The sequence below is a fragment of the uncultured Abyssibacter sp. genome (assembly GCF_964000955.1).
Lineage (GTDB): Bacteria > Pseudomonadota > Gammaproteobacteria > Nevskiales > OUC007 > Abyssibacter.
Genome location: NZ_CAXFCL010000269.1, coordinates 1 through 23059 on the forward strand (window position 1 = coordinate 1; position 23059 = coordinate 23059).

At 66.6% G+C, this 23059-nt stretch carries 23 protein-coding genes; 12 read left to right on the forward strand and 11 right to left on the reverse strand.

The features are described 5' to 3' along the window. The 6 genes from ABNS06_RS12950 to ABNS06_RS12975 all read right to left on the reverse strand — a co-directional run. Positions 1–304, reverse strand: a 304-nt coding sequence (locus ABNS06_RS12950; protein ID WP_348675013.1) for an enoyl-CoA hydratase-related protein, incomplete at its 3' end; no start/stop codon positions are given. Then, positions 301–1284, reverse strand: coding sequence for a fatty acid desaturase family protein (locus ABNS06_RS12955; protein ID WP_348675014.1), 984 nt, complete (start codon positions 1282–1284; stop codon positions 301–303). The genes ABNS06_RS12955 and ABNS06_RS12950, both read right to left, overlap by 4 nt. A gap of 10 nt (positions 1285–1294) precedes the next feature. After that, complete coding sequence (locus tag ABNS06_RS12960; RefSeq protein WP_348675015.1) at positions 1295–2107, reverse strand: hypothetical protein; 813 nt, start codon at positions 2105–2107, stop codon at positions 1295–1297. A 96-nt stretch (positions 2108–2203) separates the two neighbouring features. Continuing rightward, entirely contained in the window at positions 2204–4948 is a 2745-nt protein-coding gene (locus tag ABNS06_RS12965) for a TonB-dependent receptor (RefSeq protein ID WP_348675016.1), read from the reverse strand. Between the two features lie 76 nt (positions 4949–5024). Then, positions 5025–6416 (reverse strand): HAMP domain-containing sensor histidine kinase, encoded by a 1392-nt coding sequence (locus ABNS06_RS12970; protein ID WP_348675017.1) that lies wholly within the window; start codon positions 6414–6416, stop codon positions 5025–5027. Then, a complete protein-coding gene (locus ABNS06_RS12975; RefSeq protein WP_348675018.1) occupies positions 6413–7084 on the reverse strand; it encodes a response regulator in 672 nt (223 codons plus the stop codon). Before ABNS06_RS12975 ends, ABNS06_RS12970 begins: the two co-directional genes overlap by 4 nt. Before the next feature lie 131 nt (positions 7085–7215). On the opposite strand from ABNS06_RS12975, the gene ABNS06_RS12980 reads away from it, so the two are divergent. From ABNS06_RS12980 to ABNS06_RS13005, 6 genes are all read left to right on the forward strand, one after another. Continuing rightward, positions 7216–8748, forward strand: a complete 1533-nt coding sequence (locus ABNS06_RS12980; RefSeq protein WP_348675019.1) for a DUF4331 domain-containing protein — start codon at positions 7216–7218, stop codon at positions 8746–8748. A gap of 17 nt (positions 8749–8765) precedes the next feature. Further along, a complete protein-coding gene (locus ABNS06_RS12985; protein WP_348675020.1) occupies positions 8766–9059 on the forward strand; it encodes a hypothetical protein in 294 nt (97 codons plus the stop codon). Positions 9060–9178: 119 nt separating this feature from the next. After that, positions 9179–10372 (forward strand): hypothetical protein, encoded by a 1194-nt coding sequence (locus ABNS06_RS12990; protein ID WP_348675021.1) that lies wholly within the window; start codon positions 9179–9181, stop codon positions 10370–10372. Further along, a complete protein-coding gene (locus ABNS06_RS12995; RefSeq protein ID WP_348675022.1) occupies positions 10369–11493 on the forward strand; it encodes a HupE/UreJ family protein in 1125 nt (374 codons plus the stop codon). Before ABNS06_RS12990 ends, ABNS06_RS12995 begins: the two co-directional genes overlap by 4 nt. Before the next feature lie 7 nt (positions 11494–11500). Beyond that, entirely contained in the window at positions 11501–11992 is a 492-nt protein-coding gene (locus ABNS06_RS13000) for a carboxypeptidase regulatory-like domain-containing protein (protein ID WP_348675023.1), read from the forward strand. A 91-nt stretch (positions 11993–12083) separates the two neighbouring features. Next, on the forward strand, positions 12084–12503 hold the full coding sequence (locus ABNS06_RS13005) for a VOC family protein (RefSeq protein WP_348675024.1): 420 nt from the start codon (positions 12084–12086) through the stop codon (positions 12501–12503). 21 nt (positions 12504–12524) lie between these two features. Here ABNS06_RS13005 and ABNS06_RS13010 read toward each other — a convergent pair whose 3' ends face one another. The 4 genes from ABNS06_RS13010 to ABNS06_RS13025 form a co-directional block, all read right to left on the reverse strand. Then, positions 12525–13253, reverse strand: coding sequence for a polysaccharide deacetylase family protein (locus ABNS06_RS13010; protein WP_348675025.1), 729 nt, complete (start codon positions 13251–13253; stop codon positions 12525–12527). Beyond that, positions 13250–14395, reverse strand: a complete 1146-nt coding sequence (locus tag ABNS06_RS13015; protein WP_348675026.1) for a glycosyltransferase — start codon at positions 14393–14395, stop codon at positions 13250–13252. The genes ABNS06_RS13010 and ABNS06_RS13015 overlap by 4 nt, the downstream gene beginning before the upstream one ends. Then, positions 14395–15567, reverse strand: a complete 1173-nt coding sequence (locus ABNS06_RS13020; RefSeq protein WP_348675027.1) for a sulfotransferase — start codon at positions 15565–15567, stop codon at positions 14395–14397. The genes ABNS06_RS13015 and ABNS06_RS13020 overlap by 1 nt, the downstream gene beginning before the upstream one ends. Before the next feature lie 97 nt (positions 15568–15664). After that, a complete protein-coding gene (locus ABNS06_RS13025; RefSeq protein ID WP_348675028.1) occupies positions 15665–16486 on the reverse strand; it encodes an alpha/beta fold hydrolase in 822 nt (273 codons plus the stop codon). Between the two features lie 318 nt (positions 16487–16804). Between ABNS06_RS13025 and ABNS06_RS13030 the strand changes: the two genes are divergently transcribed. From ABNS06_RS13030 to ABNS06_RS13055, 6 genes are all read left to right on the forward strand, one after another. Continuing rightward, entirely contained in the window at positions 16805–17635 is an 831-nt protein-coding gene (locus tag ABNS06_RS13030; protein WP_348675029.1) for a class I SAM-dependent methyltransferase, read from the forward strand. 8 nt (positions 17636–17643) lie between these two features. Further along, on the forward strand, positions 17644–18480 hold the full coding sequence (locus ABNS06_RS13035; protein ID WP_348675030.1) for a methyltransferase domain-containing protein: 837 nt from the start codon (positions 17644–17646) through the stop codon (positions 18478–18480). Positions 18481–18651: 171 nt separating this feature from the next. Further along, a complete protein-coding gene (locus ABNS06_RS13040; RefSeq protein WP_348675031.1) occupies positions 18652–19338 on the forward strand; it encodes a lysophospholipid acyltransferase family protein in 687 nt (228 codons plus the stop codon). Positions 19339–19390: 52 nt separating this feature from the next. Beyond that, positions 19391–20872, forward strand: a complete 1482-nt coding sequence (locus tag ABNS06_RS13045; RefSeq protein ID WP_348675032.1) for a M20 family peptidase — start codon at positions 19391–19393, stop codon at positions 20870–20872. Between the two features lie 71 nt (positions 20873–20943). Further along, the gene (locus ABNS06_RS13050; RefSeq protein WP_348675033.1) at positions 20944–21300 is read left to right on the forward strand and encodes a metalloregulator ArsR/SmtB family transcription factor; all 357 of its coding nucleotides are present in this window, start codon (positions 20944–20946) and stop codon (positions 21298–21300) included. Between the two features lie 57 nt (positions 21301–21357). Continuing rightward, a complete protein-coding gene (locus ABNS06_RS13055; RefSeq protein ID WP_348675034.1) occupies positions 21358–22266 on the forward strand; it encodes a cation diffusion facilitator family transporter in 909 nt (302 codons plus the stop codon). Between the two features lie 67 nt (positions 22267–22333). On the opposite strand, the gene ABNS06_RS13060 is transcribed toward ABNS06_RS13055, so the two are convergent. Next, positions 22334–23059, reverse strand: a 726-nt coding sequence (locus tag ABNS06_RS13060; protein WP_348675035.1) for an alpha-glucosidase C-terminal domain-containing protein, incomplete at its 5' end; no start/stop codon positions are given.

A 23059-nucleotide genomic window follows, 5' to 3' on the forward strand; every position in this document is an offset into this window, starting at 1 on the left:
CCGGCTTGCCGAGCCGCATCCGCGAAATCCCCATCGACGCGTCGCCGTCGGAATCGATGCGGTTCGCCCGCTGCGGGTCCTGACTCTTCACCGCCTTGAGGTCGGCGCCGGCGCAGAAACAGCCATCGGCACCGGTGAGCACCGCCACGCTCAGGGCGTCGTCGGCGTCAAACCGACGGAAAGCGTCGGCCAGCGCCTGCGCCGTCGGCCGATCCACGCAGTTGCGCACGGCCGGTCGCTGGATGGTGACGACCAAGGTCGAGCCGACGACCTCGGTGCTGACTGAAGCGGCCTGGGCACTCATGCCGGCGCCTCGGCCCGCCGGCCGCTGGCCGCGGCGAGTACGGCCCGGTAGCCGACCGGCGCCTCGACCCGACGCCGCTCCCTGAGCATGCGATGCATTCTCGGCAGGCGGTAGTAGGGCACGGAGGCCATGAAGTGGTGCTCCAGGTGATAGTTCACGTTCATCGGCGCCACGGTCAGCCGTGCGAGCAAGCCGGCGCGGGTGGTCCGGGTATTGGTCCGGATGTCCGCGCCGCCGGGCAGCATCGCGTGCTCCGCGATCGAGCGGATGCGCACGAACACCGGGAAGCTGCAGAGATAGGCGACCAGCCAGAGTACGTAAAGCCAGCCATGGCCAAGCGCGACCAGCACGCCGACGATGATGGCGTTGGTGAGCAGCATGCCGGCGGCGTTGCGCAGGAACGAAAGCGGATAGTCCCACCAGCGCCGGCCGGCCTGAGGCAGACGCTCGATGTCGCTGGCGACGGTCCATCGCAGCACGCCGGCGTCCATCAGCACCAGGCCGAAGATCACCCGCAGCATGGTCAGCCCGGTGATGTCGCGCAGCAGCTTGCGGGCGAAGCCGAGCCGCGTTGCCGGGTAGCTGCGGTAGAGCGAGGCGTCCGGATCGCCGGGCTGGCCCGCCGCCTTGTGGTGGCGGTTGTGGTGCGCCCGGTACTTGCCCACGTGTTGCCAGACCGGCCGCGCACAAAGCCAGTCGGTCAGATGGTCGTTGAGCCAGCGGGTTCTGAACAGCGTGCGATGCGCGGCCTCGTGCTCCAGCACGGCCAGGGCGAGCTGGCGGTTGCCCAGATAAATCACCGCCAGTATCCAGATCACCGGATGCGGGAGCAGGGCGCAGACCGCCAGCGTCGTGGCGATGCCGGCCCAGACCGAGGCGATGGCCAGGGCCCCGCGACGATCGGAGCGGCGCGTCAGCGCGGCGATCTCGTCGCGGGTGAACCAGTCGGTGGGGCGGAGCCGCTCGGTGGTTTCGGTCATGCCATCACCCTCATGATGCGGCGGTCAGGCCGGGTTGCGGCGCGCGCTGGCGCCAGATCGCCTGGCCGAGCCGGTCGAAGGCCAGCGCGAGGTCGGTGAATTCCGCGCGCAGCCGGGTATCGATCATCGTGTCGGGCAGCAGGGGATCGAACACGAGATCGCGGATGGCGCGGTCTCCAAGCCAGTACGCCTCGCGGGCCGCCTGGTCCTGATCCAGACGCTGTCGCGTCGCGGACCAGCGGCTCAGCGCCTCGATTTGTTGCCGGTAGCCTGCCTCGAGCTGTCGTGGCGCCCACAGCTGCGCCGCCGCGGCAACACGGGAGGCATCCAGGGTTCCGGTCGTAAACACCGCGGCCGCAGGGTCCAGCCCGAGGCCATAAAGGCGTTCGCGCACGGCGGTCACGTCCTCGACCAGGTTGTCCGGGCGAACCGACAGGCCCGGTTCGAGTTCGCGGAGCCCGAGCAGTTTCAGGGCGCGTTCGCGCACGCGCAGGGCGGCACGGTCGGAGCGGGGCAGTGCGCCGGTGTGGACGACGATCCAGTCGCCGGACCAGGGGCGCACACGCGCCTCACCGGAGCGCCAGCGGCGCACATCGGCGGCGAGATGACGGGCGGCGGGGCCGAGCTGGTATTCACCGCGGCTGACCTGTTCAATCATCGCCGCGTCGCGCAGCCGGGTCAGCGCGGTGCGCGCGCTGTTGTCCGAAGCACCCAGCAAACCGCAGGCGCCGACCAGTTCCTGCGCACTCAGCACATGACCATCGGTGGCCAGAAGCACCTTGAGTATGACGTCCTTGGGGCGGACGCTGGCCTGCTGCTGCAATGTGTCATCCGGATTCGGGCGGAATCCGGATGGTACACATTTATTCAGATAATGCGATGACCCGTACTATTCTGCCAGACGGGGTACCGACCACTGTCAGAAGCGAACACCGAGACCAATCCAGTAAGTGCGGCCCAGCAGCCGGTAGGCCGATTCGTCGGTATTCAGTTCGCCGCCGTTGGGGATGAAGGGCGGATCGCGATCCGTCAGGTTCTCGATTCCCAGCGTCAGGCGCAGACCCTGCGCGGTCTTCAGGCCGGCGTGGATGTCGTGGTAGAGCCGCGATCCGATCTTGTATTCGGTGCCCGATGCGAGTTCACCGCCGCTGTCGGTCAGCTCGTCGATCCATTCCAGCGCGTAGCCGGCGAACAGGTTGGCGCGCGACCAGCCCAGCGTGTACCGCCCCTTCCACTCGGGGATCACGCCGAAGTTGTCGGGGTCGTACTGGCCCTCGCCGACAAACGGCACCTCGCCCGGGAACGACCGCAGTTCGCGTTCCAGTACCCGGCTGATCAACAGGCGGTGCTGCCAGCGTCCCCAGCCGGTGACATGCGCGTATTGCAGGTCCAGGTCCAGCCCGCGGGCGGTTTCCTCGGCGGTGTTCTGCAACTCGGTGCTGATCCGGGTAATCGATCCGTCGCTGTCACGCTCGATGCGATCACAGAACTGCGAGCTGCCCGTCGTCAGGCACTGATCCAGAAGGGTGTTGGCGCCCAGCGCGGCGATGCCGTCCTCGATCAGGATGTCGTAGTAGTCCAGGCTGACGCTCAGACCGGGCACCGATTCCGGCGCGAAGGCAATTCCGGCGGTGAAGATGTCCGCGCTTTCCGGGGCGAGGTCTGCGTTGCCTCCACCCAGTGTGGGCACCTCGTTGCCGGTCTGGTCGAAGCTGCCGTCGGCCGGCACGCCCTGAGCGACGCAGCGATCGATTTCCGTCTGGTTCAACCCCGAAAAATCCGCGCAGGGGTCCTCGACGATGGGATTGGCCTCGGTGACACCGCCGAACAGCTCCCCAACCGTCGGCGCGCGGAAAGCCTCGGCGTAACCGGTGCGGATGGTCACGGACGGGATCGGCTGGTACAGCGCACTGATGTCGAACACCGTCTCAGCGTCGAAATTCGAGTAGTCGACCGCGCGCAGGCCCAGTTCCAGATTCAGGGCGTGCACGCCGGGGCGACCGGCCGCCAGCGGCAGCCCGATCTCGGCGAACAGCTCGCGGCTGTCGAAATCACCCTCGGTGACCTGACGCGCGGCGCCGGTGGTGTTGCCGGCCCGGGTCTGCGGGTCCGGACGATCCTCGGCGCTGGCATCGCGGAAGCTCAGCCCCGCCGCGAACGGTACCGGCCCGGCCGCAAGCTGGAACAGCTCGCGACGCAAATCGAAGCCCAGCGTGGTTTCCTCGCTTTCCTGTTGATCGATCAGATCGGCGATGCCCGCGTAACTGAGCATGTCTTCGGTGATGGAGCCCGGACCGCCGAAGATGTTCAGCGGCACGCAGCCGGCGATCGGGGCCGATTCCGTTCCGCAGGTCGCCACGCCTTCACCGTTGATGAACGACGGACCCAGCGCCAGGGCGACACGGTCGGCACGCAGGTCACCGCTCTGCCGCTGTTCAATCTCGTTGCGGCCGTAGGTGAGGTAGGTCTCCCAGCGCCAGTCCGCGACGAGGCCGTCGGCTCCCAGGGCGATGCGCCAGAGCTGGTTGTCCTGCGCGAAGCGCCGCGGGCCACCCTCGATCAGGCGCCGGCGGGCATCGCTGATCTCCTCGCCGAACGGGTTGTAGACGTTGTCCTCGGAGACGGTCACGCCGCTGAGGCGGTTGGTGAACAGGGGCAGGGGGGCGATCTGCGTGTCTGAATCCCGTTGCTGGAACAGCGCCTCGGCGAACAGCGACAGCGTCGGGCTCAGGTCATGGCGCAGCGAGCCGAACGCGGAAATGCGCCGCGAGTCCTGAATCAAATCCTCGAAGGGGTTGAAGTTGAACCGATCGGTGTCCGGGCCGTCGTTGATGAACGGGCGGAAATCATCCGACGAATCCCCGTTCTCACCGTCGATTAGCGTGACGTTGCCGTCGGAGGTGCGATAGCGCCCGTTCGGAGGCGCGGAGCTGCCGGTGGGCACGATCGTGTTGTCCGGCCCGTCGACCGTGAGCCACTGCGACGAGAAATCACGCTCGCCACGCCCCACCGCGCTCTGATCGAATAGCGACAGTCCGCCGAGCAGGCTGGTATTGCCGTAGCGGCCGCCACTGACCGCGCTGAAGTCGAAGGTTTCGCCGTCACCGGAATCGGTCTGACTGGCCCTGGCGGACAGCTCCACGCCATCGGTCTGACGGCGCGTGATTACGTTGACCACGCCGGCGATGGCATCGGCGCCATAGGCCACCGACGCGCTGGTGGTCAGAATCTCGACCCGTTCGATCAGCGCCACCGGAATGCTGGCCAGGTCGACAATGCCGGCCGTGCCGTTGCCGCCGGCAACCATGCGTCGGCCGTTGAGCAGCACCAGCGTGCGCTGCGGCCCCAGGCCACGCAGTTCCACCGACTCGATGCCACGGGACAAACCGCCGCCGCTGCCGCGCTGATTCACCGAGGTGTTCAGCGGCGATCCGCTCATCATGGGCAGCGCCTGCAGAAACTCGCCCAGCGTGACGTGGCCGGAGTTACGAATGGCGGCGTTGTCGAAGCTCACCAGCGGATCCATGCCGGCTTCGCGATCCAGATGGGTTCCAGTCACCTCGAGCATGTCCAGCTCCAGCGGTGATCCGGTTGCTTCGACCTGTGCTGCTGCCGCAGCACACCAGGCCATGCACGTCAGCGCGACGGCGGTTCTCAACGTCATGTTCCGATTCCCCAGTTCCCGATATGGACTCCCGCGAGAGTCCGGCGCAGTGTGTCCGGCGCTTCTTAAGCAGTCATTAAGAGCCGGGGCCGCGAACGCCGGGAATTCGCACGCGCACGCTCAGGCCACGGCCATCGTGGGCCGGTCCCAGTTGCAGTTCACCGCCGTGCAGGTTCGCCACGCGTTGGACGATCGCCAGGCCCAGTCCGGTTCCGTGCCGATCCTGACCGTGACCGCGGTGGAAGGGCTCGATCAGGAGCTCGATTCGCTCGGACGCGATACCGGGGCCGGAATCACAGACCTCGATCATCAATGTTTCTCCGGCGCGGGCGCTGATCCGGATCGTGTCGCCGGCGTCCGTGTAGCGAATCGCGTTGTCCAACAGATTCCGCAGCAGTACACCGATGCTCAGCGGCTCCAGGGACCACTCCAGCGTTTCGTCCGCATCGACGCAAAGCGCGATCGCGGTGGCGTCGGCCGCCGGACGCAGCGCATCGCAGGCGGCGTCGATCAAGCCGCGCAGGCGTTGCGGGCGGCGATCCAGCCCTGATCGAGTCGCATCGTCCAGCGCGGCGAGCTGGAGAAACTGGTCGAGCACGCGTTCGGCCTGCGTGCTGCGCGCGACAATGGTCTGGAGCACCTCGCGGCGGGGCGCGTCAGCGTGACCGAGGCCTAGCTCCGCCTGCAGGCGAATGCCCGCCAGGGGCGTACGCAGTTCGTGCGCCGCCGCGGCCGTGAACAGGCGCTCCTGGTGCAGGCGCCTGCGCAGCCGGTCCAGCAGAGCGTTGAGCGCGCGAACCAGCGGCGCGATTTCGGCTGGCGCCGTCAGATCCACCGGGGCCAGGTCGTCCACATCCCGCGATTCCAGGCGTTCGGCCATCAGGCGCACGGGCTTCAGGCCTGAGCCAACCAGCAGCCAGACGATCAGGACGACCAGCAGCACCAGCAGCAGGCTGCCCAGCACCGGTGCCAGCAATGCCGCGCGGACCACCTGCCGCCGCCAGGCCTGCCGCTCGGCAACGGTGACCACGGCTTTCGGCGAGCCGTACTCCAGCGTGTACATATGCCATTGCTGCCCGTCGATGTCCGCGCGGGCGAAGCCGATTTCGGACCGATCCCAGGACGGCATGCCGTCGGAATGCAGTGGTTCCGGCAGCGCGTCCAGCCGGATTTGGTACTCGATGGTGGACGTCGCGCCCGAGGCGCCACGAGGCAGTCCCATCCGGTGCATGCGGGCGACCAGGTAGCGCAGTTCGCGTTCGACACGGCCGGGCACGATCACGTCCCGGGACCGGGGCTCGCCGACCGTCCACTGCGCCAGCACCCAGGCGCGCTCGACCAGCTCGGCGTCCAGCAATCGGCGGACTTGCGAACTGGTCAGCAGGTAGAGCGCCGCGCCGAACACCAGCAGCACGGCCACCAGCGCCGGCAGCAGGCGACCCAGCAGGCGGGCCTGGATGGAGTTCACGTGCCGTCGCCGGTCACCAGCCGGTAACCCTCCCCATGAACGGTACGAATCAGTTCCGGCGCAAGCTTGCGTCGCAACCGGTGAATGTGAACATCCAGCGCATTGCTGCCGGCCGGGCGACCGGGACGGGCCAGTGCCGATTCCAGCTGCGCCCGCGCGCAGGTGGCGTTGCGCCGTCCCAGCATCACCTGCAACACCGCGCATTCCGCCTGGGTCAGCTCGATCCAGTCATCACGAAACCGGACTCGTCGCCGATCCGGGTCGACCACCAGCGGGCTGGTTGTGTCGGAAGCGCCGGTGTTCACCGCACGCCGAAGCAGGGCACGGACCCGGGCCTGCAATTCGACCAGATGAAAGGGCTTGACCAGATAGTCGTCGGCGCCCGCGTCCAGGCCGTCCGCCCGGGCCTGAGGATCACCGCGTGCCGTGAGCAGCAGCACCGGCAGCAGGTAGCCGTCACGCCGCAGCTCGCGCAGCACCGACAACCCGTCCTGATCGGGCAGCCCGAGATCAAGCACCAGCAATGCCGGCTCCTCGTTGCGCAACCGCTCCAACCCCTCACGCGCGGTCGCCGCGACGATCACCGCATGCGCGGCCTGGGTCATGGCCTCGCGCAGCCCCTCACGCAGGGTCATGTCGTCCTCGATGATCAGCACGGTGGCGCTCATGGGCGCATTCTGCCATCGGCCCGGCGCGAGCTCCCGCGAGCGCTGCATCCATCCCGCGGCCCCGCACGAACCTCAGGAGACAACTCACGCAGGGGACGCGACAAATGCGATCAATCCATGGAACCGGCACCGTGGCCACAGCCGGACTGGCGCTGCTGGCTTCGGCCAGCTTGCTGCATGCATCCAGCCATCGCGAGGCACCGGCAATCACCGAAACGCCCAAGGTGGATGGCACCGACTTCTACCTGTTCAACAGTTACGAGGAGGGTCGGTCCGGATTCGTGACCCTGATCGCGAACTATCTTCCGCTGCAGGATGCCTATGGCGGCCCGAACTACTTCTCGCTGGACGACAAGGCCTTGTACGAGATCCATGTCGACAACAATGGCGACAACGTCGAGGATCTGACCTTCCAGTTCCGCTTCACCAACACCCTCAAGGGCATTTCGCTGCCGGTCGGGCCGGATGGCGAACTGGTCCCGATTCCGCTGATCCAGGCGGGCGGGATCGGCCCGAATCCGGGCGACACCGGCGCGTTGAACCTGGAGGAAACCTACACCGTGACCGTCGTCAACGGCGATCGCCGTGGTGGCAGCGCGCAGGCGGCCACCAACGTGACCACCGGCGGTAGCAGCTTCCGCAAGCCCACCGATTACATCGGCACCAAGACCTTTGCCGACTACCAGGCCTACGCCAATGCCCACATCTGGGAAATTGCCGTGCCGGGTTGCCAGGCCAACGGCAAGGTCTTCGTCGGCCAGCGCAAGGAGGGCTTCGTGGTCAACCTGGGTCAGGTCTTCGATCTCGTGAACCTGAACCCCCTGGGCGCGCCCGACGCCGTGCCGAACACCATTGGCGACAAGAACATCACCAGCATCGCACTGGAGTTGCCGGCCAGCTGTCTGACGGCCGGTGATGATCCGGTGATCGGCGCCTGGACCACCGCAAGCCTGCGCCAGGCCCGTGTCGCCAACCCGTTCCCGCAGAGTGATACCGACAATTCGGTCGCGCCGGGCACCGTGGACGAGACCGTCGAGGGCGGCCCGTGGACCCAGGTGTCCCGACTCGGATCGCCCCTGGTCAACGAGGTGGTCATCGGCATCGACGACAAGAACCGCTTCAACGCCAGCGAACCCAAGGACGACGCTCAGTTCGCCAAGTACGTGCTGACGCCGACGCTGCCGGAACTGCTGGAAATCCTGTTCGCCGAGCCGGTTACTGGTGACGCCAACGCCGATCTCGCTCCGAACGCCTTCCCCCGCGCGGATCTCGCGGTCGCCTTCCTGACCGGCGTGCCGGGGCTGAACCAGCCCGCCGCCGGCGCAGGCGGCCCTCTGGGTAGCGGCACCGTCCTGTCCGAGCAGCTGCGGCTGAACACCACGACCGCGCCGGTGCCCTCCAGCTCGCAGTCGCCGCTGGGCGTACTGGGTGGCGACAATGCGGGATTCCCCAACGGTCGCCGTCCGGGTGACGACGTCGTCGATGCCGCGCTGCGCGTGGCAATGGGCGCGCTGTGCGAGCTGGACAACGCCGCCGTGTTCGGCTGCGGGCCGGACGACGCGCCGGTGGGTGACGCACCGCTGACCGACCAGTCGGCCTCCGATGCCTCCCAGTTCGACAGCAGCTTCCCGTACCTGCGCACCCCGCTGCCGGGTTCGCGGTAATCCAGGAGACGATCACCATGCGACATTTCATTCTCTCCGGCCTGGTGGCCGTCGGCGCGCTCGCGCTGGGCGGCTGCGGTTCCGAGACCAGCATCGACATCGGCGCGGACACGCCGCCGGCCGGGCAACCCGATCCGGAGCCTGATCCGGGCCCCAACGACCAGCCGCTGGCCGGTGACCAACAGGTGCTGAACCTGATCGCCACCCAGACCGACGAGGTCTCGGACCCCATCGACATCAACGGGCTGGGTCTGGTGTTCAACGAAAACCCCGACGCCGACGTATACGGCGATCTGCTGCCCGACTCCTGAACGCAACGCGCCGGATGCCCGACGGCATTCGGCGCGTTCCTGGGAGTCGTGGCAAGCCGGGGCTTGACGTCAGCGCGTCGGGCCGGGAGAACTGACGACTGGTTGGACCGGGAGCACCTGTGCCTGATTTGCGTTGGCTGGCCGCGATCGCGTTGATCGCGCCCGGGTGGCTGTGCGCGCAGCCTTACACGCCGGCGTCGCCGGAGACGGTTCTGGAGACTCTTCCGGACACCGATCCGGCGTTGACCGAGGACATCCGGCAGCTCCAGCAGGCGGTGGGGCGGCGGCCCGAGAGCATCGAGCTGCGCACCGAGCTCGCCGAACGCTATATCGCGCTGGCCCGGCAAACCGATGACCCTCGCTACAACGGCTATGCGCAGGCCGCCATTTCAATCTGGCAGGACGATCCGCAGGCGCCGACCGACATCCTGCTGATTCGCGCGCAGCTAAGCCAGCGACGGCACGCCTTTGACCTCGCGAAGGCGGATCTGCAGCAGGTGCTGGAGCGCGATCCCCGCAATCCGCAAGCCTGGTTGACCCTGTCGGTCATCGAGCGCGTCACCGGACAGCTCGCCAACGCGCACAAGGCCTGCGCCGCACTGCTGACTCTGGCGGAAACGCTGGTCAGCGGGACCTGTCTGGCCGATATCGCGTCGCTGACCGGCAAGGCATCGGAGGCGCTGAGCACGATGGACCGTCTGCTGCAGGGGGAGGCCGCCGCCAGCGCCCCGCATCTGCGGCGCTGGGCACTGACCATCCGCGGCGAGATCGCCTGGCGACTCGGACAATCGACGCTGGCGTCCGAGGCCTTCGAGAACGGACTGGAGCTCGCCCGCGAGGCGGATCAATTCGACGGTTATCTGCTGTCCGCCTGGGCCGATTTCATGCTGGAACAGGGTCGGCATCGCGCGGTGGATGCCCGTCTCAAGCCGTATCCACAAAGCGACGCACTGTTACTGCGCCGCGCGATCGCGGCCCGGCATCTGCAACACCCGGCTGCGGGGGAGATGGCCGACACGCTGCGACGGCGCTTCGCCGCCAGTCAGCGCCGGGGCGATGAGGTCCATCTGCGCGAGCATGCCCGCTTCGCGCTGGACGTCGATAATCGGCCCGCCGACGCGCTGTGGCTGGCGCAACGCAACTGGGCGACGCAAAAGGAACCCGCTGACGCGGTGCTGCTGCTTCGGGCGGCACTGGCGGTCAATCCGTCGGCGGCCGAGCCGGCCATCACCTTCGTCCGCGCCACCGGCTTGCAGGATGTTCGCGTCGAACGCCTGTTGCTGGAACTCGACGAGGCGCTGTCCGCGGCATGATCAGAACCCTGCTCACGGTGGCGCTGCTGATGACCTGTGGTCAGGCGCTGGCCCACAAGCCCAGCGACAGCTATCTCTCGCTGGAACTGTCCGGCCGGTCGGTAACCGGGCAGTGGGATATCGCACTGCGCGACCTGGAACTCGCAATCGGGCTGGATGCCGACGCGGACCGCAGGATCACCTGGGGCGAGGTGCGGCAGCGCGAAGACGCCATCACCAGCCACGCACTGTCTCATCTGCAGGTATCCATGGCCGGACAGACCTGCACGCTCGATCCGGTCGATCTGCGCATCGCGGACCACACCGACGGCCGCTACGCCGCGATCACCCTCAGGGGCGACTGTCCGACATACAACCCGCGACTGGTGCTGCGTTACGACCTGCTGTTCCAGCGCGACGCCCAGCACCGCGGGCTGCTGCGGCTGGGTTGGCGCGGGCGGGTGGAATCCGCGATCTTCTCGCCGGCCCGGCGCGAGCTGGCCTTCGATCTGGGTGAGACCCGACCGCTGCGGGTGGCCTGGCAATACCTGCTGGAAGGTCTCTGGCATGTCTGGATCGGCCTGGATCATCTGCTGTTCCTGGCGGGGCTGCTGCTGCCACTGGTGGTCCGTCGGGAAGCCGGCGGCTTCGTGCCCGCACCCGATGCCCGCACGGTGGTCCACGAGGTTCTGCTCGTCGTCACCAGTTTCACCCTCGCGCACTTCGCGGCGCTGTCGCTGGCCACGCTGGGGCTTGTCGATCTGCCGTCCCGCTGGGTGGAGTCCGCCGTCGCGTTGACCATCGTGTTCGCGGCGCTGAACAATCTGCTTCCGATCGTCCGGCGACGCCTGTGGCTGGTCGCATTCGGCTTCGGCCTGATCCATGGCGCCGGATATGCCAGCGTGCTCAGCGATCTCGGGCTCTCGGCCACCTCGCTCGCGCTGTCACTGCTGGCCTTCAACCTGGGGGTGGAAGGTGCGCAGATCATCGTTGCCGCGCTCTTCCTGCCCGCCGCGTTCCTGCTGCGCCACAGCCGCATCTACCAGTACGGGGTGCTGATTCCGGGCTCTTTGCTGGTCGCTTTGATCGGCATGATCTGGTGCCTTGAGCGCATGACCAACCAATCCCTGATGCCTTGGTGATATCCCGATGATGAACCGTATCCGCCACCGCCGTCCGATCAGGCGCGTCATGCTCCTGCTGGCGCTGATGCTCGCCTCAAGCCCCCCTGTGCACGCCCACGGCGCTCATTTCGGGCCCTATGACGGCGAACTTCGTGCGTTCAGCTTCGAATACAGCCTCGGTGAGCCCGTCGCCGGGGCCGATGTCACGGTCTTTCGTCCGGACGAGCAGTCCAGCTTCCAGACGGGCCGCACCGACGCGCGCGGCGTGTTCGCGTTCGCCCCGGACCGGCCGGGAAGCTGGCGCCTGGAGGTCCGGGACGGCAAGGGTCACGCTGTCCGGCAGGTCGTCAATGTTGGCGGAGCGAAGCAAACGCCGGCGGCGGACGCACCGCGGGCCGCCCATGCATGGCCACAGGGACTGGTCCTGGTACTCGCGGCCAGCCTGCTCGGGAATCTGCTGCTGGGATTGCTGTGGCTGCAGGAACGTCGGGCGATCGACCGTTCCGACACCCGATGACCAAAAATGCTTGACCTCAACATTACTTGAGGATCGAGACTCCCTCACCAGTCACCGCGGAGTGCGGGGACACCACAAAGGAGGGAGTCTCATGACCCGACTCGAACACGCCAACATCACCGTCCCGGATATTGACGCCGCCACCGAATTCCTCGCGGTGGTCGCACCGGATTTCCGTACGCGAATCGATGCCATCTCGGAGCGGGGCTATCGCTGGGCGCACATCGGCAACGACGATTTCTACATCGCGCTCCAGGAACCGCATGTCGGCATCGAACCGAAACCCGCTCGACCGACCTACACCAACATCGGCGTCAACCACATCGGACTGGTGGTCACAGGCATCGACCGGATCACCGAACGCCTCGACGCGGACGGGTATGACGTCAGCTACACCACCGAACGGGAGCGGTATCGCAGCCGTGCGTACTACTACGATCGCGCCGGCTTCGAGTGGGAACTGGTCGAGTACCACAGCGACGACCCGGCGCAGCGCAATCGCTACAACTGAGCAACGCCGGTACGACGCGGATCAGGCCGCGGATCGCCGGGTGTCGACGCGATTGGCGGGCTGATTGGCCAGATCCCGCAGGAGCTGGCGCAGCGGCTCAGCCAGCCTGAGCGACAAATCGTTCGGATGGATGCCGACGCGCAGCGGCTGCCGCATGCGCTGCGCGACGGCGATCTGGGAGCGATTCCACGCGGACAGCGCCAGGGCCCGCGCCGCCGTGTCGGCCTCGAAGCCCACCAGAGGCATCAGACGTGTCCGCCCCGTCCGGGTATCGATCAGGCCCTGGGTGACCTCGACCGTATCGAAGGGGAGCCGGTTCAGATCCTGCAGACTGAGATCCCCCAGCGCCCAGGCCGGCGGAACGTAAAGCGACGGCCGGGGCAGGTCGACACGTGCAAACCAGTGATAGGAGCGGCGCATCAGGGCCAGCAGCTGCTGGCGGCTCAAGGCCAGATGTTCCGCGGCATTGCGGGAGATCAGCGCCGAATGCACACGATGCCGGAATCCGCGAACGCGCCGGGCGCGATGAATCCAGCCATGGGCGGCCAGCGGATAACCCTGCGCCGCCCAGGCCCGGAGTTGCTCAAGCTGGTCAGCCTTCCAGCCCAGCCCGGGCACGATCAGCAGGGTGGGGCGGACCAGTTCGAGCTCTTCAATGAGCGCCAGCACCTCCGCCACCGCCGACAGCGTTCGCGGCATGACGTCATGCACCGACAGCATCGCCGTCGGCATCGCAGCGTCATGACTCATCGCGGCGCGCGGGCGGCCTTGAGAATCATGTCGCCCCATTCGGTGATGGTGTCACCGTTGAGGCGCTCGGCAGCCACCCGTGCCCGATCGGAACGGGCCCGCCGTGTCTGCACGCTCTGTTCGCGCAGCGAGCGGATCTTGTCCGCGATCGCCTCACCCTCGTGGAGCGTGATCAGGCCATCCTTCAGCGTGTTCCACTCGTGGATGCCCGCGCCGGCCGCGACCAGGGCGGGGCGGCCCCGGGCCATCGCCTCCAGCGCGATCGAGCCAAAGGTTTCCAGTCGGGACGGCAGCAGCAGCAGATCGGATTCATCCATCAGCAGGCGGAGCTCGCGACGATCCAGCCAGCCATGGAAATGGACATTGTCCAGCTCACGGGTATCGCGTTGCAGCTCGCGACGCAGCGGGCCGTCCCCGGCGATCGCGAACTGAACATCCGGGCAGGCGCTGGCGGCATCGACCACGGCCTTCAGATTCTTTTCCGGCGCAAGACGGCCGGCGAACAGCACCTGCCGCAATTGCGAGCGGACCGGCACCACCGGCTCGCGCATGAAATCCACCGGGAGCGGAGTGCCCACGACGGCGGCAAGGTTGGCGCCGAGCCGGCGCACGGTCGGAATCAGCCCACGGTTGTTGACCAGCGTGGCGTGCGCGCCCCGGCACAGGACCTGGTTGGCCGTGGTCAGGTAGCTGTTGGCAACCCGCCGCGAAAGCGGATTCCAGTACAGCCGCGACAACTCCTCGAACTGGGTGTGAAATCCGACCAGCTGACCGCAACCATGACGCTTGGCCAGGGCATGCCCCAGCAACCCGAACGGACCGGGCGTGATCGAGACCACCACATCCGGCCGAAAGTGACTGAACGCCCGCCAGAGTCGCGGCACGTTCGGGGTGAGCAGGCGCTGGGTCGGATCGCCCGGCATCGGCACAGTCAGCCGGGTCACGCGAAACTTGTCGGAGGGCTGGAACATCCGCACGCCGGCGGTGATGTCCTTCAACTGCGGCAGCAGGTCGTGATAGTAGGTGCCGGCGCCGTTGCGCTCGGCCACCGAGTCCGAAAAGAACGCGACGCGCAGCCGGCGTGCGGGATGCGTCCGTTCCCCGGATTGCTCGGGCAGGAAGGTTGCGTGCGTAGCGGTCATCAGGACACCTCTTTCCAGCGCGTCTCGCCCAGGGCGCGAATCGCGTCGTAGTCGTCTTGCATGTCGTCCCGGATCGACTGGCGATCCAGAGTGAACTGGTCGATCTGATGCGCATGCGCGCTGCGGTAGGCGGCCGCCTCGCGGTCGGCGTCTTCCAGCGCCCGCGTCATCGCGCCGGAGACGGTTTCACCCAGATGGCGCAGGGCCTTGCGCAGTGTCGCCGCGGGCCGGCGCTGCAATTCGGTCAGTTCCACCGGCGCGAAGCGCGCGGGATCACTCTCGATGGCCATGCGCAGGGTTTGCAGGCCCCCGCGATAAAGCGCCTGGAACCGGGCGGGAAACACGGTTCCGTCAGGATCGGATCCCAGCAATGCCCTGGCGGACGCGATCGAGGAGAGCTGCGAACTAAGCGCTCGCACCGGCTCGCGAACGCAGATCAGGAAGCGCGCATCGGGATAGCGTTCCGCCAGCGCCACTGCCCAGCTCGCGAACGCCGCGTTCTTGGACAGCAGACGCTTGTCACTCCCGCGCACGTAGAGATGTTTCTGCAGCAGGGCGTGGTAGAAGTCGAGCAGGATGCGCCGGTCCTCGTCCGCCATCGTCTGGTCGAAGTCCGCCAGGTTCCAGAGCTCGTCGCACTGCGGGAATCCCAGGGCCACGAGAAAGCAGCCCGCGGCCGGCAGCAGGGCGAGGTAGTCCTCCTCGGCGGCGTCGAGATCAACGGCATGAATGTCGTCCAGATCCGCGGCCAGCCGCTGCACCAGTGCGTGAATCAGCCGCGAGGCCGGGGCACCGAGCCGCGCATCGAGACGACCCAGCGCGAGCCAGAAGCGTCGTTCGACGATCGACGGGGCCAGCACGGCCTCCCAGGTGCTCAGCGTCGTGAAATCCGTGTCATGGGTCAGCGTCCGGTGCACGAACGTGGTTCCGCTGCGAGGAATGCCCAGTACGAACAGCGGCCGGTCCACCGAAAGCTCGCGGTAGTCCGCGTGCAGCAGTTCGTCCAGCGCAAAACCGATCCAGTGCGCGGTTTGCAGCGCGAGATAGGGCGGCGTCAGCAATGCCAGCCGGGCGAGGCGGGCGGGGGTGCGGGGAGCAGCGGGGTCGGACGTGAGCGCGGAGACCAGAATCTTCGCGTGGACTCGAAGGCTGCGGCGAAAGGCTGCCTGCATGACGGTCAAGTGGAGGCTCAACCCTGACGGAAATCAGGGTGAGAGGCTGACCGAGCTATGTGACAGCGATATTGCAGCGATCAGATCAGCCGCATGGTCACCCGCTGAAATGCTCGATCAGCAACTCGCTGATCCGGTCCGGCTGTTCCAGCGGCATCCAGTGGCCGCCCCTCAGTTGCTCGTAGCGCCAGGTGCCTCGCACGTAGCGTTCGGACTCGCGCATCTGCCTCGCGGTAAGAAACGCGTCGCCGGAACTGTAGATCCCAAGCGTGTCGGCCCGGACCGAGGGCAGGGGCTCGCTCATCAACAACCGGGCGTTGGCCCTGTAAACGTTCAGCGCCGCGGTCAGCCGTCCGGGACGGGACATCTCCCGCCTGACCTCGTCGGGGGTCGGATGCGCCGTGAACCCGGAGCGCAGCAGCCGCCAGTCCGCGAAGGGAAGCAGGCGCTCGGCAAAGCCGGGGATCAGGAACGCGAAGGCGTACCAGGCGCGCAACTTCTGCTCCACGCCGGCCCGCGCATAGGCTCCGGGATGCCCAACCGACATGGCCACCAGACGCCTGACGCGTTCGGGTTGCAGCCCCGCCAGCCCCCAGGCGAACACCGCCCCCCAGTCGTGACCCGCCACATGCGCGGCCTCGATCTCCAGTGCATCGAGCAGGCCGCAGAAATCCCCGACGATGCGATCCAGCGCCGATTCCTCGACCCGGGTGGTCAGTTGCGACTGTCCGTACCCCCTGGCATCCGGCGCCAGCACGCGAAAACCGGCGCCGTGCAGGGCATCGATCTGCGCCATCCACATCGCCCCGGAATCGGGAAATCCGTGCAGGAGCAGCACGGCCGGCCGCGTGCTGTCTCCCGGTGCGGAGTCCAGGTAGGAGATGTCGACATCACGGATGTTGCACTGCGCCCGCTGCATGTTCTTGGTCCTGTCGTGGTATCCGCCGGGAAGAGTTCAGTCCGAATCAGCCAATCTGAAACTCGACCGAGTATGCGTTAGGGTAACGCGAGGCAGTCGTCGCGACCGATACCGCACGCTGCCTGATGCAATGCGAGCCCCCAGTGAGCGATCGGGGACATCGCCGCCGGCTCTGGTTCGGCCTCATCAGCACAACTCGCTCCGTCAATCCGTCGCATCGAATGCGGCGTCATGCGTAACTCGGCCCAACGCTTCGTCAGACGCCCGGGTTCGCGCATTCCGGCCCTGCGTCTGACCACAAGCCAAGGAGTACAAGGCATGACGGATGTCACCGAAGAAACGCCCGTCGCACCCACACAACAAGACTATGGAGCGGATCCCCTCCAGGTGCGACAAACCGACAAGTATCAAACCGAATACGTCCAGAGTTTCGTCGAGAAATGGGATGAGCTGATCGACTGGGACGCCCGGTCCGCCAGCGAGGGCGACTTTTTCATCGAAGCCCTGAAGGCGCGGGGCGCCAAGAAGGTGCTGGATGTGGCCACGGGCACCGGATTCCACTCCGTGCGTCTGCGTGAAGCCGGCTTCGAAGTCGTTTCCGCCGACGGCAGCGCGGAAATGCTGGCGATGGCGTTCGCCAACGGGCGCGACCGTGGCCACGTGCTGCGCACCGTGCTCGCGGACTGGCGCTGGCTCAACCGTGACGTCCACGGCAAATACGACGCGGTCATCTGCCTGGGCAACTCCTTCACCCACCTGTTTTCCGAACGCGACCGGCGCAAGGCCCTGGCCGAGTTCTACGCGGCGCTGCGGCATGACGGAGTGCTGATCCTGGATCAGCGCAACTACGACATGATCCTGGACGATGGTTTCAAGTCGAAGCATCAGTACTACTACTGCGGCGACAACGTGCGCGCCGAACCGGAGCATTGCGACGACGGGCTCGCCCGATTCCGCTACAGCTTCCCGGACGGCTCGCAGTACCACCTGAACATGTTCCCGCTACGCAAGGACTACGTGACGCGACTGATGCACGAGGTCGGCTTCCAGAACGTCACCACCGCGGCCGATTTCCAGGAAACCTATCGGCAGGATGACCCGGACTTCTATATCCACATCGCCGAAAAACACCATCCCGACGAGGACTGAGGCCGACCATGAGCGCCAATCAGCAAGCCGTCGTGGACACCACCCGCGACTATTACGACAGCAGTGACGCGGACAACTTCTACTTCCACGTCTGGGGCGGGGAAGACATCCACGTCGGCATCTACGAGTCCGACGAAGAACCCATCCGCGACGCCAGCCACCGCACGGTGCGGCGCATGCTCGATGCGCTGAACCTGACGCCGGACAGCCGGGTGCTGGACATCGGCGCCGGCTATGGTGGTTCGGCCCGGGTGATCGCCAGGGAGATCGGCTGTCACGTCACCGCGCTGAACCTGAGCCCGGTACAGAATCGCCGCGCCCGCGAGATGAACGCGGAGCAGGGCCTGGACAGGCTGATCGACGTGATCGACGGCAGCTTCGAGGAACTGCCGTTCCCGGATGCGTCCTACGATGTGGTCTGGTGCCAGGATTCCATCCTGCACAGCGCCAAGCGCGATATCGTGTTCCGCGAGGTCGATCGCGTGCTGCGCCCCGGCGGTGAGTTCATCTTCACCGACCCGATGCAGCAGGCGGCCGTCGACCCGGACGTACTCGCTCCGGTGCTGGCGCGCATTCACTTGCCATCCATGGGATCGGTGGCCAAGTACGAGCGCTACGCCCGCGAGCTGGGCTGGACGACGGTGGCGCTGGAACGGATGCCGGATGCCATCGCCAAACATTACGGCAGCGTCCATCGGGAGTTGACCGCACGACGTTCCGAACTCACCAGACTGGTCTCGCCGGACTACATCGACCGGATGACCAACGGCCTGCAACACTGGGTGACCGCCGGAGGAAAGGGCGCGCTGGACTGGGGCATTCTCCACTACCGCAAACCGCGCTAAGTCCGCCGCCTGGCAGACCGGGTTCGCGATACCGGCAGCGTCACGGTAGAGTGCGGCCTCAATCGGCGGGCAGGGGACGCCACCGATCCAGTTCATCAGCGCGCCTTCACCAGGTGCATGCCGGATTCGATGCAGGCGTAAGGGCATCGGGGTATCGGCGGGGACCATCCGATGCTCAATTCGCTTGCAGGCTGGCTGCTTCAGGCCGTGATACGCCTGCTCTTCGCGACCTACCGGTTTCGATATGACGGCCGCCCGGGTCTTCGCGGACCCGGCGGCCATGCCAGCTATCTGCTCGCGATCTGGCACCAGAATCTGTTCGCCGGCATCCTCGCGCAAACCGGCCGCCGGCATGTCGTCATCGTGTCCAAGTCCCGGGACGGCGATCCGGTCACCCAGCTCTGCGAAGGACTCGGCCATGTCGTCGCGCGGGGCAGCTCCCGCAGCAGGGAACGGGACAAGGGCGGGCAGGCCGCGAAGGCCGACATGATCGAGCGCTTGCAGGACGGCCTGCCGGGCGCGCTGACGGTGGATGGCCCGCGTGGCCCCGCGCACGTCTGCAAACCGGGCATCGTCGACATGGCGCGACGCACGGGCCTGCCGATCATTCCCTACCTGCCGCTGCCGAAGCGCTACTGGTCACTGAAAAGCTGGGACCGGTTCCGCCTGCCCAAGCCGTTCACACGCATCGACGTCCACTACGGTCCACCGATCTTCGTGCCGCCCGACCTGGACCCGGACCAGTTCGAGCGCTATCAGCAGGAAATCGGCGAGGCCATCGACGCGCTGGACGCCGCCCACAACCCCAAACCGGCGGTGCCCGTGGGCGCATCGGCCCTGCGTTCCGGCAAGCCGTGATTTCGGTCTAGCGGGGCCGTAGACTCCCGCGAAACCTTCGAAAGGGAAAGGCATGCAGTTCCGAGCATTCTGGCGGTGCGTTCTGGCGGTCGTGCTGGTCCTGTCGGGCGGATTGGCCCTGATCATGGCCTGGAACACGTTCCAGCTGCGCGCGGCCTATACGCCGACCGCCGCTCCGCCACCGCCGACCATCGACACCGCCGCGGTACGACATCTCGCCGAGGCCGTGCGTGTCCCGACGATCTCGCTGGACTCGGCGGGTGGCGCTCCCGGGCACTTCGATCAACTGCACGCGTTGATGCGATCACAGTTTCCCGGCGTGTTCGAGACGCTGAACGCCGAAATCATCTCCGACCACAGTCTGCTGCTCACCTGGGAGGGGAGGAATCCGGAACGCGCGCCGATCCTGTTGCTGGGTCACCTGGACGTCGTCCCCATCGAGCCGGGCAGCGAGGCCGCCTGGACCCATCCGCCGTTCTCCGGACAGGCATCGCAAGGCTACATCTGGGGCCGCGGCACGCTGGACGACAAGGCCAGCGTCTGGGCGCAGCTGGAGGCCATCGAACGCCTGTTGATGCGTGACTTCGTGCCCGAGCAGACGGTTTACTTCGCCTTCGGCCACGACGAGGAGACCGGCGGTACCCACGGCGCCCAACGCATGGCGGAACTGCTGGAACAGCGTGACGTGCATGCCGAATTCACCCTGGACGAGGGCAGCGCGATCACCCGCGATCTGGTGGCCGGCGTGGATATCCCGATCGCTTCGGTGATGGTGGGTGAAAAAGGCTATGCGTCGCTGCGACTGACGGCGACGGGTGATGCCGGGCACAGCTCCACACCCTCACGCGACACCGCCATCGGCCGTCTGGCGCGCGGGCTTGCCCGACTGGATGCGCAGCCCCTGCCGGCGCGCATCATCGACCCGGTCGGCACCATGCTCGACCAGCTGGCGCCGCACATGGGCAGCTTCAACCGCTTTGCCATCGCCAACCGCTGGCTGCTCGAACCAATCCTGCTGGACAGCCTCGCGGCGAGCCGGACCACCAATGCGCTGATCCGCACGACCACGGCTCCAACCATGCTGCGAGCCGGGGTCAAGGACAACGTGCTGCCCTCGCGGGCCACCGCCGTGATCAATTTCCGGATTCTTCCCGGACAGACCATCGACAGCGTCACCCGGGCGGTCGCCGACATCATTGACGATCCAGGCGTCACCATCGAGCCGATGGACGCATTCGGCAACAATCCGCCTCCGCTATCCGATCCCGACGCACCCGCCTTCCACCGAATTCGGAGGGCGATCCACACGACCTTTCCCGAAGCAGCGGTTGCCAGCGGCATCATCCTTGCTACGACGGATAACAGGCATTACTCGCGTGTTCGCGACAATGCGTACTACTTCGCACCCTTCGTCTACACACCAGATGTCGCCGATCGCATCCACGGCACGAACGAGCGGATCGCCGTCGGCGAGTACATGCGGATGATCGGATTCTACGAGGCGCTGCTCGGCAGCTCGTCAGGCAATGATTGAGCCTGCTGGCGGAAACGACAGCTGCGGTTCTTGGCAATCGGACTGTGCGACACAGTCACGTGAAGGATCTTGTGAAAACTGACGTATCCACCGATATCACCCTGAACGACGCCGTCGGGCAGCTTGGGGCCCTGGCGGAACCGACCCGTCTGCGGATCTACCGTCATCTGGTCCGACATGCGCCGGACGGCCTCTGCGTGGGTGATCTGTTGCCCGAGATCGGGTTGAGCCAGCCCACGCTGTCGTTTCATCTCAAGACGCTGCTGACGGCCCGCCTGGTGACCCGCCGCAAGCGCGGGCGGCGGGTGTTCTACGCGCCGGAGTTCCGTGCCATGAACGAACTGATGCAGTTCCTGATGGAAAACTGCTGCGAGGGCAACGTCTGCCTGTCCGTGCTCCAGGATTGTCCCGCGGCCGCCGAAACCTGATCCGGCTTTTCGGCGGCATGGCTTGAGTCCCGTCGTCTCCGACGGCATAAGAGAGCCATGAGCCACTCGCACTCGCACTCGCACTCGCACGACGATCATGCCGGCCATGCCGCCGGCCGCATGCTCTGGCTGGGCCTCGCACTGACATTGAGCTTCGCCGCGGTGGAGGCCGCTGCCGGTCTCTGGGCGGACTCGCTGGCACTGCTCGGCGACGCAGGTCACATGCTCACCGACTCCGCCGCGCTGGGGATCGGCGCCGTGGCCGCGAAACTGGCGACCCGGGGTCCAACCCCACGGCTGAGCTATGGGTGGAAGCGGGCGGAACTGGTCGGCGCGTTGATCAATGTCCTGTTCATGTATGCCGTGGTCGCGCTCGTCGGATGGTCGGCGATTCACCGCCTGATTGAACCGGTGAACGTTGACGCTCCCGCAGTCGTGCTGGTCGGCGTGCTCGGGCTTGCGGTCAACATACTGGTCGCCTGGTTGCTGCACCGGGGCGAGCAGACGCTCAACACCCAGGGCGCGCTGCTGCATGTCATGGGTGACCTGCTGGGCTCGCTGGCGGCAGTGGCGGCCGGGCTGATCATTCTCGCCACCGACTGGATGCCCATCGACCCGCTGCTCTCGCTGTTCGTCTGCGCGCTGATCGTGTTCTCGTCGACACGATTGCTGCTCAACGCCCTGAACGTGGTGATGGAGGGCGTTCCGGGCGGCATGAACCTGCGTGAAATCGAACGGGCGATGCGCGATGCCGACGCCGCGGTCGAGAACGTGCATCACATTCACGTCTGGGCCGTGTCGTCACGAACCATCGCCTTGTCGGCGCATGTCGAAATGGCCGACATGGATCGCTGGCCGGCGGCGCTGACCGCAATCCGCCGACGCTTGCACGATGAGTTCGGCATCGATCATCCGACCCTGCAGCCGGAACCACGCGCATCCGCTCAGCGCTGCAGATCCTGCTGAATCGGAGCCGGGCGATCCCGGGCGACCACACCACCAGTGCCGATCCGCCTCCGGCGGCGTGCGCTGGCTAGCTGCGAGGGCGATTGGTAATCCAGAGCGACTGGTAGGGCGCCAGTTCGATTTCGCACCAGGCGTCCGGCATGTCCTGGCCGGAAATCAGGTCGTACCAATGCTCGGTGCGCATCAGATTCAGATCGGCCAGCGCCAGCTTCTGCGGCTCATGCGTGAGATTGTTCACGCAGAACACGCATTGATGCCGATCCCGGCTCTGCCGCCAGAACGCGAACAAACCCTCGCGAAGCTGCAGGGTGAACTGGGTGGCGTTCGGATGAAACGCGGGCTGTTCGCGGCGAAGTTCCAGCAACCTGGTCATCCTCGCGAATACCTGGGCGTGAGAGGTCTCCGGATCATCCAGCGCCGTCTCCAGGGCCTCCCGGTTCCACCGCGCGCGATTGATGGAACGGTTGCGGCCGGTCCGCTTCAAGCCGTCGATATCGTTGCCCGTTCCCAGCAGGCTGTGAATATAGATGCCGGGGATGCCCTCCAGCGCCAGCATCACCGCATGGGCGCAGATGAAACGCTCCAGCTGCCATTCGTCCTCACCATGCACGGTACCGCGACAGGCGTCCCACAGCGCGATGTTGATTTCGTAGGGCTTCTGCTCACCACCGGCGACCGTCCGCCACGACACCATGCCGCCGAAACCCTGCATCGCGGTGACCATCGCATCCCGGGCGTCGTCATCCAGCAGACCTTCCACCGGCCTCAGGCCGATGCCGTCATGGGAGGCGAG